At 52.5% G+C, this 16,940-nt stretch carries 14 protein-coding genes; 7 read left to right on the top strand and 7 right to left on the bottom strand.

Annotation, left to right across the window (positions count from 1 at the left end):
- Nucleotides 1-66: 66 nt before the first annotated feature.
- From HVX64_RS22540 to yihU, 7 genes are read right to left on the bottom strand one after another with little or no spacing between them, the layout of a single operon-like run.
- The gene (locus HVX64_RS22540; protein WP_044257152.1) at nt 67-1,488 is read right to left on the bottom strand and encodes an MFS transporter; all 1,422 of its coding nucleotides are present in this window, start codon (nt 1,486-1,488) and stop codon (nt 67-69) included.
- A gap of 44 nt (nt 1,489-1,532) precedes the next feature.
- Nucleotides 1,533-2,915: an MFS transporter gene (locus HVX64_RS22535; RefSeq protein WP_042998851.1), complete on the bottom strand. Its 1,383-nt coding sequence runs from the start codon at nt 2,913-2,915 to the stop codon at nt 1,533-1,535.
- A 45-nt stretch (nt 2,916-2,960) separates the two neighbouring features.
- Nucleotides 2,961-4,997, bottom strand: coding sequence for an alpha-glucosidase (locus HVX64_RS22530; RefSeq protein WP_044257153.1), 2,037 nt, complete (start codon nt 4,995-4,997; stop codon nt 2,961-2,963).
- Nucleotides 4,998-5,046: 49 nt separating this feature from the next.
- Nucleotides 5,047-5,889: an aldose-1-epimerase gene (locus HVX64_RS22525; protein ID WP_042998853.1), complete on the bottom strand. Its 843-nt coding sequence runs from the start codon at nt 5,887-5,889 to the stop codon at nt 5,047-5,049.
- An 18-nt stretch (nt 5,890-5,907) separates the two neighbouring features.
- Nucleotides 5,908-7,149, bottom strand: a complete 1,242-nt coding sequence (gene yihS / locus HVX64_RS22520; protein WP_044265143.1) for a sulfoquinovose isomerase — start codon at nt 7,147-7,149, stop codon at nt 5,908-5,910.
- A 15-nt stretch (nt 7,150-7,164) separates the two neighbouring features.
- A complete protein-coding gene (gene yihT, locus HVX64_RS22515; RefSeq protein ID WP_181825193.1) occupies nt 7,165-8,043 on the bottom strand; it encodes a sulfofructosephosphate aldolase in 879 nt (292 codons plus the stop codon).
- 20 nt (nt 8,044-8,063) lie between these two features.
- Entirely contained in the window at nt 8,064-8,954 is an 891-nt protein-coding gene (yihU, locus tag HVX64_RS22510; protein WP_044257157.1) for a sulfolactaldehyde 3-reductase, read from the bottom strand.
- A 166-nt stretch (nt 8,955-9,120) separates the two neighbouring features.
- Between yihU and HVX64_RS22505 the strand changes: the two genes are divergently transcribed.
- The 7 genes from HVX64_RS22505 (at nt 9,121) to fabY (ending at nt 16,937) form a co-directional block, all read left to right on the top strand.
- Nucleotides 9,121-10,017 (top strand): sugar kinase, encoded by an 897-nt coding sequence (locus HVX64_RS22505; RefSeq protein ID WP_044257159.1) that lies wholly within the window; start codon nt 9,121-9,123, stop codon nt 10,015-10,017.
- Nucleotides 10,018-10,049: 32 nt separating this feature from the next.
- Complete coding sequence (locus HVX64_RS22500) at nt 10,050-10,853, top strand: DeoR/GlpR family DNA-binding transcription regulator (protein WP_044257161.1); 804 nt, start codon at nt 10,050-10,052, stop codon at nt 10,851-10,853.
- A gap of 433 nt (nt 10,854-11,286) precedes the next feature.
- Nucleotides 11,287-13,908, top strand: a complete 2,622-nt coding sequence (locus HVX64_RS22495) for an autotransporter outer membrane beta-barrel domain-containing protein (RefSeq protein WP_042998858.1) — start codon at nt 11,287-11,289, stop codon at nt 13,906-13,908.
- Between the two features lie 143 nt (nt 13,909-14,051).
- Complete coding sequence (gene yihX, locus HVX64_RS22490; RefSeq protein ID WP_044257163.1) at nt 14,052-14,651, top strand: glucose-1-phosphatase; 600 nt, start codon at nt 14,052-14,054, stop codon at nt 14,649-14,651.
- On the top strand, nt 14,645-15,517 hold the full coding sequence (locus HVX64_RS22485; protein WP_044257165.1) for a virulence factor BrkB family protein: 873 nt from the start codon (nt 14,645-14,647) through the stop codon (nt 15,515-15,517). Before yihX ends, HVX64_RS22485 begins: the two co-directional genes overlap by 7 nt.
- The gene (gene dtd, locus HVX64_RS22480) at nt 15,514-15,951 is read left to right on the top strand and encodes a D-aminoacyl-tRNA deacylase (protein ID WP_044257167.1); all 438 of its coding nucleotides are present in this window, start codon (nt 15,514-15,516) and stop codon (nt 15,949-15,951) included. The genes HVX64_RS22485 and dtd overlap by 4 nt, the downstream gene beginning before the upstream one ends.
- A 44-nt stretch (nt 15,952-15,995) precedes the next feature.
- The gene (gene fabY / locus HVX64_RS22475) at nt 15,996-16,937 is read left to right on the top strand and encodes a fatty acid biosynthesis protein FabY (protein ID WP_042998862.1); all 942 of its coding nucleotides are present in this window, start codon (nt 15,996-15,998) and stop codon (nt 16,935-16,937) included.
- Nucleotides 16,938-16,940 lie beyond the last annotated feature (3 nt).

Below are 16,940 nucleotides of genomic sequence, written 5' to 3'. Positions count from 1 at the left end.
ATAAATCCATTTTTTAAGCGTAGGGAAGCCGCCATCCATCTGGATGGAAATAGCGGCAAGATTTGTTTAAAGATTTACAGTAGCGATGTTTTTATTGTTATTGGTTACGTCAGAACGAGTGTTGTTCTTTTTTCGTTGATTTATTTCCTCAATAATAAAAGCGAAACGCGCTTCGTTAAGCTTATAAAAGAAACCCATGGTCAGTGCAGCAATAATCGCCAGACCACAGGGCCAGAGAAAAATTAACTGGCGTAATCCCAGTAAGGTCGCGTCGCTTTGCGCGATGTTGGGGATATAACCAATCTGGGTCAACATCATTCCGGGCAGGAACCCCGCCAACGCAGCGGAAATCTTGCGCGAAAAGGTATATCCGGTATAGACGGAACCTTCTGCGCGAATCCCCGTTTTCCATTCGCCGTAATCCACGGTATCCGGCACCAGCGCCCAGTTCAGGCTGTTCACGAAGGCGGTACCGAAGAAGGCTACACAGGAAAAGGTGACGAATAAAAAGGAGGTTCCGCCCCAAAAGAAATTCAGGATATCCCCAACTGCCCAGAGTGTTAGCCCTCCGAGATAAACCTGTTTTTTACCGAAACGCCTTACGGTCATGGGTACTAACAGTACACCTGCCAGAATGCACCCCATGCTGAAGAAGCCCATCCATGAGAGCAAATGGATATCGTTCAGAACGTACTGTGTGTAATAGACCTGGATCGCCAGTTTGATGTTGAACGCTGCCAGCGTACACAGATTGGCAATACACAGCACTAACAGAGGTGGGTTGCGGAAAATGGCGCAGAACGACTTGAGAATGCCAGGCTTATGGTGATCTGGCACGATTTCGATGTAACGTTCCTTAACGCCACGGAAACACCACCACATACTGAACAGTCCGCACACGGAGAAAATCAGCGCGGCAATTAAATAGCCCAACGATGGCGAACGGGTAAACAACGCCTGAATCGGCATAAAGCCGACGGTACACAGCAGCAGACCAATGGTTGCGCCGCCCTGGCGCCAGGCGGCAAGCTGGGCGCGTTCGTGCGGGTTTTTGGTGATAGCTGGCACCATTGCACCATAAGAGCAGTTCATAAGGCTATAAAACAAACCAAACAGCATAAACAGGAGGGTGGCCAGCGTCGTCTTCACCGTTAAGGTAAAGTCCGTGGCAAAGAACTGCGCGCTGGCAACCAGCGCCACGGGAAAAGAGGCATAAAGTATGAAGGGGCGGAATTTACCCATTACACCAATATTACGGCGTGAATCCAGCAATACACCGGTTAATATATCGGTAAAGGCAGTAAAGAACTTCGCCACCAGGAAGATTATGCCGCCGTAATACGCAGGCATCCCCAGCACATCGGTATAAAACTTAAGCAGATACAGCGTCCCGATACACAGCATCAGGTTTGAGCCAAAATCACCTATGCCGTAGGCGCACTTCTCACGCAGGCTCAGTTTCAGCGTTAGCGGATCATGGTCAGACATAATCGCCTCTCATAACGCCCCGTAGGGCGTTGGATATTATTGTTTTAAATCGTTTGTTTACGGGCTTCGATTTCGCCAACGATACGGATATACATTTTTTCGTTGAGATTGTAGAAACAGCCCATTGCAATGATGGTGACGACCGCCAGCGCACAGGGATAAATAAAGATCAGCTGCCGTAACCCCTCGACCGTTCCCGCCGATTGCACCACGTTAGGCACATAGCCAATTTGGGTCAGCATCCATCCCGGGAAGAAGCCGGCCAGCGCCTGTGAAACCTTACGGAAGAACGTAAAACCGGTGTAAACCGTCCCTTCAGAACGCACGCCAGTTCGCCATTCGCCGTATTCCACCGTGTCGGAAACCAGCGCCCAGTTCAGGCTGTTCACAAACGCAGAGCCGAAGAATGCCAGGCAGGAGAACGCGACAAAACTGACTGAGCCTCCGCCGAAGAGGTAGTTGAGGAGATCGCCTGCAACCCAGATCAGCAGGCCACCGATATAGACCTTTTTCTTGCCAAAGCGACGCACCATCCCCGGCATTAAAAAGACGCCGATGAAGATACAGCCCATGCTGAAAAAGCCCATCCACGACAGCAAAATCGGATCGTTCAGCACGTACTGGGTGTAATAAACCTGGATCGCCAGCTTGACGTTAAATGCGCCGAGCGTGCAGAGATTGGCAATACACAGGATGAAAAGCGGACGGTTACCGGCGATGGCACGAAAGGACTGCAATAATCCCGGTTTTTGCGCCGCGTCGACAGGTTTCACTTCGACATAGCGCTCTTTTACCCCGGCATAGCAGCACCACATAAAGAACAACCCGAACAGCGAGAACAGCGTCGCGGCGAAGATATACCCCAGTTGCGAATTGCCTTCGATCAGGTTCATGACCGGCACAAAACCGACGGTGCACAGCAGCAGGCCAAGCGTCGCGCCACCCTGCCGCCAGGCGGCGAGCGAGGCGCGTTCGTCCGGGTTTTTGGTGATGGCGGGCACCATTGCGCCATAGGAACAGTTCATCATGCTGAAGAACAGCCCGTAGAGCATAAACAGGACGGTCGCCATGACCGTTTTTCCGGTGATTTCAAACGGTGTACCGACAAAGTTAGCGATAGCCAGCAGGGTCACCGGAAACGCAGCGTACATAACAAAAGGACGGAATTTACCTTTTGGACCGATTTTACGTCGTGAATCGAGCATAATACCGGTTCCCATATCGGTAAACGCGGTAAAAAACTTGGCAATAAGAAAAATGATACCGCCATAGGTGCCCGGTAAACCGAGAACATCGGTATAAAACTTCAGTAAATAGAGCGTACCGATATCCAGAAGAATATTGGAACCTAAATCACCCATTCCGTAGGCGAGTTTTTCCTTAAAGGGCAAGCGTAGGGTTGCCGGGTTGGTTATGTTTTGACTCATGATTATCCCTCATTTGCCCATGAGTTTTCCCATGGGCGAGCCTTATTAGAAGTGGCGTAAAGATGCAAACAGCGACGCCCACTCACTTTTCGCGCGATAAAAGACTGGCGGTTTACCTAATGGCGCATCCACGGTTACCTCGCCGCCACTTTGCGTTTCACCTGTCCAGAGATTCACCCAATGATCCTCCGGCAGATACAGCGTCCAGTCGCTGCGGCCCTGCTCATGCACCGGAGCGACCAGCAGGTCTTGCCCCAGCAGGTACTGGTATTTCAGGGTGTAGGTGCGCGCATCGTTTTCGTAATGCAGGAACAACGGACGCATAACTGGCAAGCCAGTTGCGGCGTTTTGCGCGACGGCTTGCTTAAGGTACGGCTTCAACGTCGTAAACACGGTCGTCATTCTGGCGAAATGGGCAATGGTTTCGCCATCGCCGTCAAACTGCCAGTTATCGCCGGGACGGTTACCTTCGTGGGTACGCATCATCGGCGTGAAGGCGCTGAAATCACACCAGCGCAGCAGCAGCTCTTTGCTGCGTTTCATCTCAAACAGCGTGGTGTAACCACCGATGTCGCTGTGGTGCAGGCCGTGACCGGTCATGGCTAGCGAGAGCGCGGCGGGGACAACGGAAGCAAGGCCATCATCCAGACTCCAGTCCACGTTCTGATCGCCAGCCCACATCATGGTGGAATACTTTTGACTGCCGGTATAACCCGCACGCATGAAGAACAGGATTTCGCCAAGCTTGCCGGTTTCCTGAAGCGCCTCGTAGTTACATTTTGCCCACAGTGCAGGCCAGGCGTTATGCATGATCTCAGCACTGACGCCGTTATGCAGAACCGTGTCGGTCGGCAGATATTCGCCAAAGTCCGCCATCCAACCGCCGCAGCCGAGTTCGATCATGTTTTTCTTGATGACGCCTTTGAACCAGTCATAAGCCGCCGGGTTGGTCAAATCAACAACGCCACCGTAAAACTCACCAAATTCAACAAGGTAATCATTACCTGACATATCTTTTGCCAGATAGCCGTGCTTTGCCGCTTCGGCGCACAGGTCTTTATCGCTGGCGACATACGGGTTGATATATGAAAGGAATTTCACGCCTTCGGCATTCCACTGTTTGATACGGCTGTCCAGTTGTGGATAGTTGTCGCTGTTCCATTTCCAGTTCCACATCACGCGCTTACCGAATGAAGTCATGCGGATCCCGGACCAGTCCTGCGCCCAGATGCCGTTTACCTTCACGCCAGCACGGCGCATCGTATCCAGTTTTTTCTGGCAAACGTCGGTGCCGCCCTGAATGCCCAGTGTGACGCCATCATAAATCCAGTCTGGTAACTCGGGTTGACGACCTAACAGCGCGGTCAGTTTTTCCAGCAGCGCGATATAGGTGTCGGCGCATTCAATTCGCAGGGTGGTTTTATCCTCCCACAATGCCAGTTCGTGATAATCCGGCGCGCTGAAGTCAAAATTCATGTAGCAGCTATTATCAACGTGGCAGTAATACTTCTGCGTACTGACAAACGTAGGTTGCGGGAAGAAGGTCCAGTAGTAGTCGCCGCCTGCGTTCTCTTTGCAGTCGGCCTGCCAGGTGACGTAGCTGGTTTTGTTACGGCCCACCCCCTGTTCGCTGGTCCACAGTGGAAACGGCTTGCCACGCAGATCGAAGTAAGAGAACTGCTCGCCGCAGCCGTAGATATGGTCATCCGGGTTAGCCGCCAGTCTCAGCCAGATACGGTTATGGTCGGGATCGTCATTGTGCAGATCCAGTTGCAAACGACCCGCTTCATCGGTGGAGATGCGTAGCGTCGCCGTGACGGCATCACCACGACTAAAGCGTACTCGCCAGCCGTCGGCTGATTCACTGACAGTGGCATCGGTCAGGGCAATTTTCTCGTTAAGTTTGTCTTTAATGCTGAAGTTGCCACGAAACATGTCGATATCGGCGACGCCAGCACCAACCCACAGACAGGGGGCTGCTTCGCTGTGACGTAAAATTAATCGCTGGTGGTACGTTAGCGTAAATCCATTCTGTAACGTCGTCAGCTCTAAAGGGGTTGACCGTTGTTGTAACGAATTCATCATCGTCTCCGTAATAAATAGGGTAATTCGGTAATTTGTCGGAAATCTTTTATTCGCTGCCGATGAGAAAATGCATCTGATGTGTTTCTCCTGGCGCGAGATAAATCAGGCCTGTTCCGGAGTTAAAGGCATCGGGTGGGCAGGTCATCGGTTCCACTGCAAGACCACGCCTTGCTAATTTCTCGCCGGTATATACCTGCAGCCAGGGTTGATGGCTGCGTAAAAAAGTCGTTATGTTTTGTGAGGCACAGGTCATCCTGACTTCCCACTCAACCTCAGGTGTCAAGACCCTGAATGTATGATCGATAGAGGTTCCTGCAATGCGTCGCGGCGTTGTGAAATCCCGTTCACTACCTGTTTCTTCACTCGCAGGAAGCGTCAACTCACAACCATCAATGGGGTGCAGATTGCAGGTCAAATAGGGATGGGCTCCGGCACCATACGGTGCGATTTCGTCACTCAGATTCTGCGTACGAATAAAGACATGCAGCCCGTGTGTTTCCTCCAGTCGATAAATCACCTCTGAAACCAGCGCAAAGGGATAACCATAAGAAGGCGGCAGAAAAATCGTCAGTGACGCTTCCGTTTTAGACTGCTGATTAATCTGCCAGTCCCGCCAGGCCAGTAATCCATGAATAGCGCTATGCGTAACCGGATCGTTAATGGCAAGCTGGAAGCGCTTGCCGTTATGTTGATAGCAGCCTTTTGCCACGCGATTTGGCCAGGGTATTAGCACTTTTCCCAAATGTGCCAACGGTATCTCTTCCGGCTTATGGGGAATAACGACGTGACGCCCACGGTGCGTCAATTCTGCTAATCCGGCGCCAACGGTGACTATTTTCGCGCAGTAGTGCCCGGCCTGAAGATGAAGTGTTTTTCCACCGCTATGCATGGCTGCTATCCTCGTTGCTTACCTGGCGTTGATATCCAGAAGACCGGCAGCAACCGCAGGAGCAAGGCCCGGTGCCAGCGGTAAACGTGGGATAACCAGACAGTGCAACAGGTGATAAATATCCTGTTTACCGTCCCATACCCGGGTTGTGACCTTGTTGTCCGCATCCAGCTCCTGCCACCAGGAACCATTTTCGTAATCCATCAGGTACTTAATGCAGTATTCCCACCAGGTCTGATACCAGGTTTCGTACTGGCGATCGCCCGTGACCGTATATAGCGCATAGGCGGTACCCATTGCTTCTACAATCGGCCAGCGCACCCGTTCACGAACAATGGGTTTGCCATCCCAGTCAACGGTGTACACGATGCCGTCAGCGCCGTCGGGCGCCCAGGCATCACGAATGGTGGCGTGGAAAAGACCTTTTGCGTCTTCCAGTAACCAGGCGGGCGGTTGTTCGCTTCTCGCTTCTAACGCGGCGTGGATATGCAGCATCAGACGGCCCCACTCAATCCAGTGGCCTGGCGTGCCGCCATAGGCGCGGAAACGGTGGGCGGGATTGTCTTTGTTGTAGTCGCGGACCGGGTTCCAGTTCACGTCGAAATGCTCATTGACCCGGTATTCCCCTTTGCGGGCGACATCGTGAATGATGACCGAGGCGATGTGGATCGCACGATCCAGCCATTTTTTGTCATGGGTGACGTCGTAAACAATCAGGAAGGCTTCAACGGCGTGCATATTGGCATTGCCGCCGCGATAGTCTTCGGTTTTGCTAAACGCTTCATCCCAGGATTCCAGGCACATTTGCTCTTCTTCACTCCAGAAGTATTTCTCAATGACTTCAATGGTGTAATCGAGCAGTTTCCTGGCCTCAGGGTGTCCGGTGGTGACCGCGCTGGCAGCGCCCAGCAGTGCAAAAAAGTGTTGGTATCCCTGTTTGGAGGCATCTACCACGCCTTCATCATTCACGCAGGCGTACCAGCCACCGTATTTTTTATCCCGCAGCGCGCCGTTCATGGCCTTAATACCGTGATCGACCAGGCTGTAAGCGCCCGGTCTGCCCATCGCTGCGGCGACGGAATAGACGTGCAGCATGCGGGCGGTGATCCACAGGTGCGTGCCCATCTCTTCTTTGACCTGTCCTTTATTACCCAGCCAGCCGAATCCGGTTGGCACCGCCGCGTTCTTACCAAAATTGAAGATGCGATCGGTTTCTTGCTCCAGCCAGCGGTTGTGGCTCATGGTGTTAAACCATTTCATGCTTTGATCCTCGTATTAACGGCGGCGGGCCATCATTTCATCGACAATTTCACCTAAGCGTTGCAATTTAGGTGCAGACACATCACGCAGCATCATCTCGCTGTCCGGCAGGCCAATCACCGATGACCAGACCGCACGACCGGCCAGGAAGCCAGAAGCGCCAGCACTCATCGCGACGCTGACCGCGCGTGGAAACAGCTTTTCGTCAACGCCGGAAGAGAGAATGACCCACGGCATATTGATGTGTTCGTTCAGGTGCTGAGAGGCGCTGAGCAGGGCTTGTTGTGTGCCTTTACCATGCAGCGGCATTTCGACCTTGTAGAGATCGGCGCCGCTGTCGCCCAGCTCTTTAGCGGCATCGATAATTGCCTGTTCGCGATCGAATTTATCTCCGCGACGCGGCGGACGGACCACCGGTTCGATGATGCTCAATAGACCTTGGCTATGGCACAACGTATTAAATTCTTTCACCATTTCAAGACGTTGCTGCGCATCTTCATCACTGCGCCAGAGCACCAGCAGTTTTAAGGCTTTCGCGCCATCCTGCTTGACGGCCTGAGGATTGATGGTTTTATCAATCACTACGCTGTCGACGGGGATGCCATTACCCGGGATGAAGGCGTCGGCGGCGACAATCATGGCGCAGCTTTTGGCAACGGCATTCTGCTCTACCGCCTGGCGGTAGCAAAACTGTTGGTCAAGCAGGATCGCGGAGGCATACGGCGAGAGAATTTTTGCAGCATTGACTTTAAAATCCGTGAGATGCTGATCGTTGACCGGCGTTGGCGTGCCTGCGGCGGCAAACATCAGGCGCATTGCTTCACGCTGGTCAACGGCCAGCATGGCGAAACCGCCGGAAGGTCTGGTGATATCTTTCAGGGTGTACGTGGTCATTCTTCAGTCCTTTTTACCTGTCAATGGTGGTTTTTCAGTCCGGCAGAAGTGCGAACCTGTTCAAGAATGGCGGTCCAGTCTTCCCGCCCACGGCCAGCGGCTCGCGCCTGGTTATAAACTTCCCTGGACGCCGCGCCGAGCGGCATAGGAACGTGCAGCTGGTTGGCGACATCCAGCGCGATGCCGAGATCTTTGTGGGCCAGGTCGATCATGAAGGCCGGGGAAAGATCGCCTTTCAGCACTTTATTCGGCCACGAGGTGGTGAAGTGACCTTTACCGGCGGGTGTCCCGCTCATGACCTTTAGCGCGACATCGAAGGAGAGACCCAGCGCTTCACACAGCACGGCGGCTTCGGCTGACAGGGCATTCAGCGCAATGCTCATGTAGTTGTTAATCAACTTCACGCGGATCCCCATTCCTGGGCCGCCGGCGTTAATCAACTCATTCCCCATTGCCATCAGTACCGGTGTGGCGCGCTCGACCTGGTCCGGTGTGCCGCCCGCCAGCAACAGCAATGTACCGGCAACGGCGTGATCCGAGGTTCTCCCGACCGGGACATCCATCATGGCGAAGCCTTTAACGCGAAGGTCGGCGATCAGCTTGTCAGTCTGCAAGGGATGGATGGTTGACATATCGATCACCAGCGCTTGTGGGGAGAGGCGTTCGCAAACGCCTTTTTCGCCCAATAATACGCTGCGCACCAGATCGCCGTTGGGCAGCATCGTGATGACAAACTCAGCGCCTTCTGCGGCCTGTGCTGGAGAGCGGGCTGGTTGTGCCCCTTTTTCGACCAGACGCTGTACGGCATCGGGGTTAACGTCAAAAACGCTAAGTTGGTGACCCTGTTTGAGTAAGTTGCTCGCCATTGGGGCGCCCATCTGTCCTAATCCGATAAATGCGATGACTGCCATATCGTTCTCCTGAGACGGTGGTGTCATTTTTTGTCAATTATGACCGGTTGTTTCTGTCTGTTTTTGATCGTATTTGTAATTTATGGTCAAAAAATTGACAGCCGTCACTTTTTAAACATTTTGTGGAATTAAAATAATCTCATCCCGAAATGCTTAAGGAACGACCATGATTCGTATTGCTTGTGTAGGTATTACCGTGCTGGATCGCATCTATTACGTAGAAACGTTACCGGCTGTAGGCGGTAAATATGTGGCGCGTCGTTATACCGAGGTGGGCGGTGGACCAGCCGCCACTGCCGCAGTGGCAGCGGCGAAGTTAGGGGCACAGGTAAACTTTATTGGCCGTGTGGGCGATGACGACACCGGAAAACACCTGTTGGCGGAGCTGGAATCTCTGGGGGTCAATACCCGTTACACCCGGCGCTATGCGGGGGCAAAGTCGTCGCAATCGGCTATCATGGTTGATGCTCAAGGGGAGCGGATTATCGTCAATTTCCCGAGCCCCGATTTGCCGGCGGAGGCCGACTGGCTCAATGACATCGACTTTTCCCAGTGGGATATCGTACTGGCGGACGTTCGCTGGCATGAAGGGGCAAAGCAGGCCTTTACGCTGGCGCATCAGGCGGGCGTGGAGACGCTGCTGGATGGTGATGTGACGCCTCAGGACATCAGCGAGCTGGTGGCCTTAAGCGATCATGCTGTGTTTTCGGCCCCGGGTCTGGCGCGCCTGACGGGCATCAATGAGACCGCCAAGGCGTTGAAACAATCACAAACGCTCACAAATGGACATGTCTACGTCACGCAAGGTAGTGAAGGGTGTGACTGGATAGAAAATGGCACGCTGCAACACCAGGCCGGTTTTGCAGTGGATGTGGTGGATACAACCGGGGCAGGCGACGTTTTCCACGGTGCGCTGGCATTCAGCCTCGCATCAGGAAGCGAACTGAAAGACGCGGTCAGGTTCGCCAGTGGGGTGGCGGCACTGAAGTGTACCCGACCGGGTGGACGTGCAGGAATTCCTGACTGTGATCAAACCCGATCTTTTCTGTCACTTTTTGTATAAAATGCAGGGCAATGGTTTTTCGAGGAATTTTCATGAGTTTTACCGAACTGACCGGTAACCCACGGCATGATCAATTGCTATCGCTCGTTGGTGAGCGTGGGTATATGAACATTGACGAACTGGCGGGTTTACTGGATGTCTCTACGCAGACGGTGCGCCGTGATATCCGTAAATTAAGCGAACAGGGGCTGATTACCCGTCATCACGGTGGCGCTGGCCGCGCGTCCAGCGTGGTTAACACTGCCTTTGAGCAACGTGAAGTCTCGTGGACGCAAGAGAAAAAAGCCATCGCGGAAGCGGTGGCGGACTACATTCCAGATGGTTCAACGGTGTTCATCACCATTGGCACTACCGTAGAGCAGGTGGCGCGGGCGTTGTTGAACCACAATCATCTGCGTATCATCACCAACAGCCTTCGGGTTGCGCATATTCTCTATAACAATCCCCGTTTCGAAGTGATGGTCCCCGGTGGAACGCTGCGTCCACATAACAGCGGGATTATTGGCCCTTCTGCGACTGCGTTTGTCGCTGATTTCCGGGCGGACTACCTCGTCACCAGCGTCGGGGCGATTGAAAGCGATGGCGCGATGCTGGAATTTGACGTCAATGAGGCCAGTGTGGTGAAGACGATGATGGCTCACTCCCGCCATATTCTGCTTGCTGCCGATCATACGAAATACCACGCCTCGGCGGCGGTAGAAATTGGCAATGTTTCTGCGGTAACCGCGTTGTTTACTGATGAACTCCCTGGCCCGGCTCTGCATACGCTTCTTCAGTCTCATCAGGTTGAAATCGTTCAGGTGAGCCCAGACCAGGATGATGGCGTTTCTTCGTAACAGACTCCTTTCAAAATAAACCGCCGTTCAGGCGGTTCTTATCACAAAAAATATAAATAGTTAAACGTCCTGGTATTATGTATAAAAATCCTAAAGCTCGCATGAATTATCAAATTGTGCTTTTAATGTGCATTGATTCGTAAGCTTTTTTTACCCTCGTTACGCACTCTTTTTATTCATTAAAAAAACACCCAGGAATAATATAAATAAATGGATGTCATTTTATTATTTTCCCTTTTTCGTCAGTTCAACCCCCGTTGACATAACCTTTGAATAACTGTATTAATCGCGCAAAAGGAAAGATTTATAATTTTAAGGTAAGTGAATCTTTAAGGTTTTAAAGATGAACGGACCCGCTTTGCCTTTTAATTAATTTTTACTGCGTCTTTTATGCTCTTATCCGAAAAAAGAGTAGTACGGAAAAGGTATTCCTATGAAAACACAAAAAATGAAATGCAAACCACCCTCACCGGGGAAATTGGCACTCTGTATCGCCAGTGCGCTGGCGCTCGGAGGATTTAGCGGGCAAGTCGCTGCGGCATGCGGTTACACCACCACTGCTCAACTCTTTTGCGATAACACCACAATCTATCACTACGGCAATCCACTTGGCGGGTCGGCAAGGGATTACAGTGGTTTTGATGAAGTGCGTATTGATACAACTTCAGAAGGTACTACTGCTGGCCTAACAGGTTGGGGTGTCTATATTGATAATATTGGTTATAAATTCAAAAATCTGGTTATCAATACCACAGGCACTGCAGCAGATGGAATCCATTCTAAAAATGCTGGGGGCAAGCTGATTGCCGATAATATTTACATCACCGCAACAGGAAGTAGCGCTGATGGTATAAATATCGGTCGTGAACTCCAGGCGGATTATTCAATCGTTGAAGTCAATGGCGACGTGACCGTTGATGCTGAAAATGGAATGGGGTTACGTGCTAACGCATCGGCGAATAAAGACAATGCCCAGTCATCCATAATTATTCATGGGAATACGGATATTGTTACTCGTGGTCCCGGAAGCATGAATACAGGTTATGGTATTTATGCAGGTAGAGATCCTGCACAACTGACAGGAACGGCAAGAGGAAATGCGGATATTACGCTCAATGGCGCGACGTCAGTCACGACGTCAGGTCGAAATGCACATGCAGTGTATGTGGGGCGTAAAGGAACCATAAACCTAAATAACGTTGATTTAAAAACCTCTGGTGTCACTGCGCACGGCGTTTATGCGTCTTCATCTACTGAGTCCGCAACGGTGAACCTGGGTGGCGATACGAAAATTCAGGTGACTGACAGTGGCGCTTATGCCATTTACGCATATGGTTCGCAGGGCGTCATTCGTTCATGGGATTACGCTACCGATACGGCTGACTCAGGTGTGTACGACATTGAAGGCAATTTACGTGCTTATTATGGCGGCACCATGGATCTGCGTATGGAAGATGGAAGCCGCTTTGTAGGCAAAGCCGATTCTTCACAAGAGAATAGTAATGCAACCTACCACGGCTCGCTGGATTTGAGTATGAAGGGCGCCAGCAGCGAATGGACGATGACTGGAAATTCCGTGGTCTCTAATCTGACGCTGGATCAGGCGACGCTGCGCTACAGTCCTGACGGCGTGTCTCGCGATGATGCGGGAACCTTCAAAACATTGACTGTGATAGGGAACTACATCGGGACCAACGCGCTGTTAGTGCTGAATACCGTACTGGAAGGTGACGGTTCATTAACTGACATGCTGAAAGTGAATGGCGATACCTCCGGTAATACCAAAGTGGGGATCAACAACATTGGTGGTGTGGGTGAACTGACCGTCGATGGGATTAAAATTGTTGAGGTTGCCGGAAACTCTGACGGTACCTTTACCAAATCAGGGCGTATCGTCGCCGGTGCGTACGACTATGACGTGGTGAAAAAAGCCAGTGACTGGTATCTGACCAGCGAGCTGTCACCGGTGGATCCGCCGCCAGTGGAGCCGCCTCCGCCACCACCGACTGAGCCGGATCCCGATCCCGCGCAGCCAGACCCAACTGATCCTCCAGGACCGCCAGTATATCCGGGTCCCGTCGAGCACCAGTATCGCCCTGAATTCGGGAGTTATCTGGCGAACAACTATGCGGCCAATACGATGTTTATCACCCGTCTGCATGACCGTCTGGGTGAAACTCAGTATACCGATATGCTGACTGGCGAAGAAAAAGTCACCAGTATGTGGATGCGTAACGTAGGGGGCCATAATCGCTTTACTGACGGCAGCGGGCAGTTGAAAACCAACGCTAACCGTTATGTTCTGCAGTTAGGCGGCGACCTGGCGCAGTGGAGCAGCGACGGCCTCGATCGCTGGCATCTGGGTGCCATGGCGGGTTATGCCAACCAGAAAAGTAAAACCCGTAACAGTTACACTGGCTATTCGTCTCGTGGGCAGGTAGATGGTTACAGCGTCGGTCTGTATGCCACCTGGTATGCCAATGAAGCGGATAAGACCGGGACCTATCTGGATAGCTGGGTACTGTATAACTGGTTTGATAACACCGTTAGTGGCGAACATCTGGCCAGCGAAAACTACAAATCCGACGGTATCACGGCGTCTGTTGAAGGCGGTTATAGCTTCCTGGTCGGGGAAAGTGAAAATAAAACCTACTGGATCCAACCGAAAGCGCAGGTTATCTGGATGGACGTGCAGGCCGATTCACACCGTGAGCACAACGGGACGGTGGTTAAAGACAAAACTGACGGCAACCTGATGACTCGCCTCGGCGTCCGTGCTTACCTGAAAGGTCATGCGGAGAAAGATACCGATAAAGGCCGTGATTTCCAGCCGTTCATTGAAGCGAACTGGATCCACAACACCAATAACCAGACCGTACAGATGGGCTCCATCAAGGATGACATCAGCGGGACACGTAACATTGGTGAGCTGAAAGTGGGTATTGAAGGGCAAATCAACCCGCGTCTGCAGGTGTGGGGTAACGTGGCGCAGCAAATGGGCGACAACAGCTACAGCGATACCTCTGCGATGCTCGGGGTGAAATACAGCTTCTAAGAAACCGAGAAATATCACACCAGAACAAGGCGATGCTCTCAGGGCATCGCCTTTTTTTCCTTCATCTTTCCCTGACGGGTACATAGTCAAAACGCCCCTTTCCCGTTACAGTTATTCATCCACGGCAAGTAAGGAGAAGGGACATGCTCTATATCTTTGATTTAGGTAATGTGATTGTCGATATCGACTTCAACCGCGTATTAGGTACCTGGAGCGATCTGAGCCGTGTGCCGCTGGCGTCGTTAAAGCAGAGCTTTACGATGGGTGAGGCCTTCCATCAGCACGAACGGGGAGAAATCACCGATGAAGCATTTGCCGAGGCCCTTTGTCATGAGATGGATCTGTCGCTGAGCTACGAACAGTTTTCCCATGGCTGGCAGGCCGTTTTTGTCGCGCTACGGCCTGAGGTTATCGATATCATGCAGAAACTGCGTGAGCAGGGGCATCGCGTGGTCGTCCTGTCGAACACCAACCGGCTGCATACGACGTTCTGGCCAGAGGAATATCCAGAAATTCGCCAGGCGGCGGACCATATTTATTTGTCGCAGGATCTGGGGATGCGCAAGCCGGAGACACGGATTTATCAGCATGTGTTACAGCAAGAGGGTTTTTCAGTGAGCGACACGGTCTTTTTTGACGACAACATCGATAATATAGAAGGGGCCAACCAGTTGGGGATAACCAGCATTCTGGTGACCGATAAAACCGTCATTCCTGACTATTTCGCGAAGTTGTTATGCTAAAAACCGTGCATCAAAAAGCCAGGCATCATACCCGACCGATCTGGGCCTGGCTGAAGCTCCTCTGGAAGCGCATTGATGAGGACAATATGACGACCCTGGCAGGGAATCTTGCCTACGTCTCGTTGCTCTCATTGGTGCCGCTGATCGCCGTTGTATTTGCGCTTTTCGCCGCTTTTCCGATGTTTTCCGATGTCAGCGTCCAGTTGCGACACTTTATTTTTGCCAACTTTATCCCGGCAACGGGCGATGTGATTCAACGTTACATTGAGCAGTTTGTCGCCAACTCCAACAAAATGACGGCGGTGGGGGCCTGCGGGTTAATCGTCACCGCGCTGCTGTTGATGTATGCCATTGATAGCGCGCTGAATACTATCTGGCGCAGCACGCGCACGCGGCCAAAAGTGTACTCCTTTGCCGTGTACTGGATGATTTTGACGCTGGGACCATTACTGGCAGGGGCCAGTCTGGCGATCAGTTCCTATCTTCTCTCATTACGCTGGGCCAGCGATCTCAATACCGTGATTGATGATGTGCTGCGTCTCTTCCCGCTGATCCTCTCCTGGCTCTCATTCTGGCTCCTCTACAGCGTGGTGCCGACCACGCGCGTACCGAATCGGGATGCGATTGTCGGCGCCTTTGTCGCTGCGGTCCTGTTCGAGGCCGGAAAGAAAGGTTTCGCGCTTTATATCACCATGTTCCCGTCATATCAGCTTATTTACGGCGTGTTAGCGGTGGTACCCATTTTGTTTGTCTGGGTGTACTGGACGTGGTGTATCGTCTTGCTTGGTGCGGAAATAACTGTCACTCTCGGGGAATACCGCAAACTCAAACAAGCCGCAGAACAAGAAGAAGCAGACCAACCATGATTGCATTAATTCAGCGCGTAACCCGTGCCAGCGTCACCGTGGAGGACGAAGTGACGGGTGAAATTGGCTCAGGACTTTTAGTGTTGTTGGGTGTCGAAAAGGATGACGACGAGCAGAAAGCGAATCGCCTGTGTGAACGTGTGCTCGGCTACCGTATTTTTAGCGATGCCGAAGGCAAAATGAACCTGAACGTGCAACAGGCGGGCGGGAGTGTGCTGGTGGTTTCACAATTTACGCTGGCGGCGGATACCGAACGCGGCATGCGTCCGGGGTTCTCGAAAGGGGCGGCGCCGGAGTGGGCAGAAGCCCTGTACGATTATTTCGTCGAACGCTGCCGACAGCAGGACATGAATACGCAGACCGGACGCTTCGCTGCGGATATGCAGGTTGCGCTGGTGAATGACGGCCCCGTGACGTTCTGGTTACAGGTATGAATCAGCTTCCGGCGTGGCCGCGGGTTACAAGAGAGAGTACCGCTATGTATCACCTTCGAGTACCGCAAACAGAAGAAGAATTAGAGCGTTACTATCAGTTTCGCTGGGAAATGCTGCGCAAGCCGCTGCATCAACCGAAGGGTTCCGAGCGTGATGCCTGGGACGCAATGGCGCACCACCAGATGGTGGTCGATGAAGAGGGCAATCTGGTTGCCGTCGGGCGGTTGTACATCAATGCCGATAATGAGGCTTCCATCCGTTTCATGGCTGTCGATCCCACCGTGCAGGAAAAGGGGCTGGGAACGCTGATGGCAATGACGCTGGAGTCCGTCGCACGTCAGGAAGGGGTCAAACGAGTGACCTGTAGCGCACGGGAAGACGCTGTCGAATTCTTCGCCAAACTGGGTTTTGTCAATCAGGGCGAAATCACCACGCCGCAAACTACGCCGGTTCGCCACTTTTTGATGATCAAACCGATTGCCTCGCTCGATGACATTTTGCATCGCGGCGACTGGTGCGGACAGCTACAGCAGGCGTGGTATGAGCACATCCCGCTGAGCGAGAAGATGGGTGTACGTATTCAGCAGTACACCGGGCAAAAATTTATTACCACCATGCCGGAGACGGGCAATCAAAATCCGCATCACACGCTGTTTGCCGGGAGCCTGTTTTCGCTGGCTACGCTGACCGGCTGGGGGCTTATCTGGCTGATGCTGCGTGAGCGCCATCTTGGGGGCACGATCATTCTCGCTGACGCCCATATCCGCTATAGCAAACCTATCAGCGGCAGACCCGCCGCGGTTGCCGATCTCGGCTCGTTGAGCGGCGATCTTGACCGTCTGGCGCGTGGGAAAAAGGCGCGGGTTCAACTGCAGGTAGAGCTGCTGGGCAATGACACACCGGGCGCTATTTTTGAAGGTATTTACATCGTCCTGCCCGCCAAACCGTTTGGTCCCTATGAAGAAGGCGGAAACGAGGAAGAGTAGGGG

Origin of the sequence: Citrobacter sp. RHB20-C16 (genome assembly GCF_013890155.1) — a bacterium.
GTDB lineage: Bacteria > Pseudomonadota > Gammaproteobacteria > Enterobacterales > Enterobacteriaceae > Citrobacter_A > Citrobacter_A amalonaticus.
This window is presented reverse-complemented; position numbering and strand designations above follow the sequence as displayed.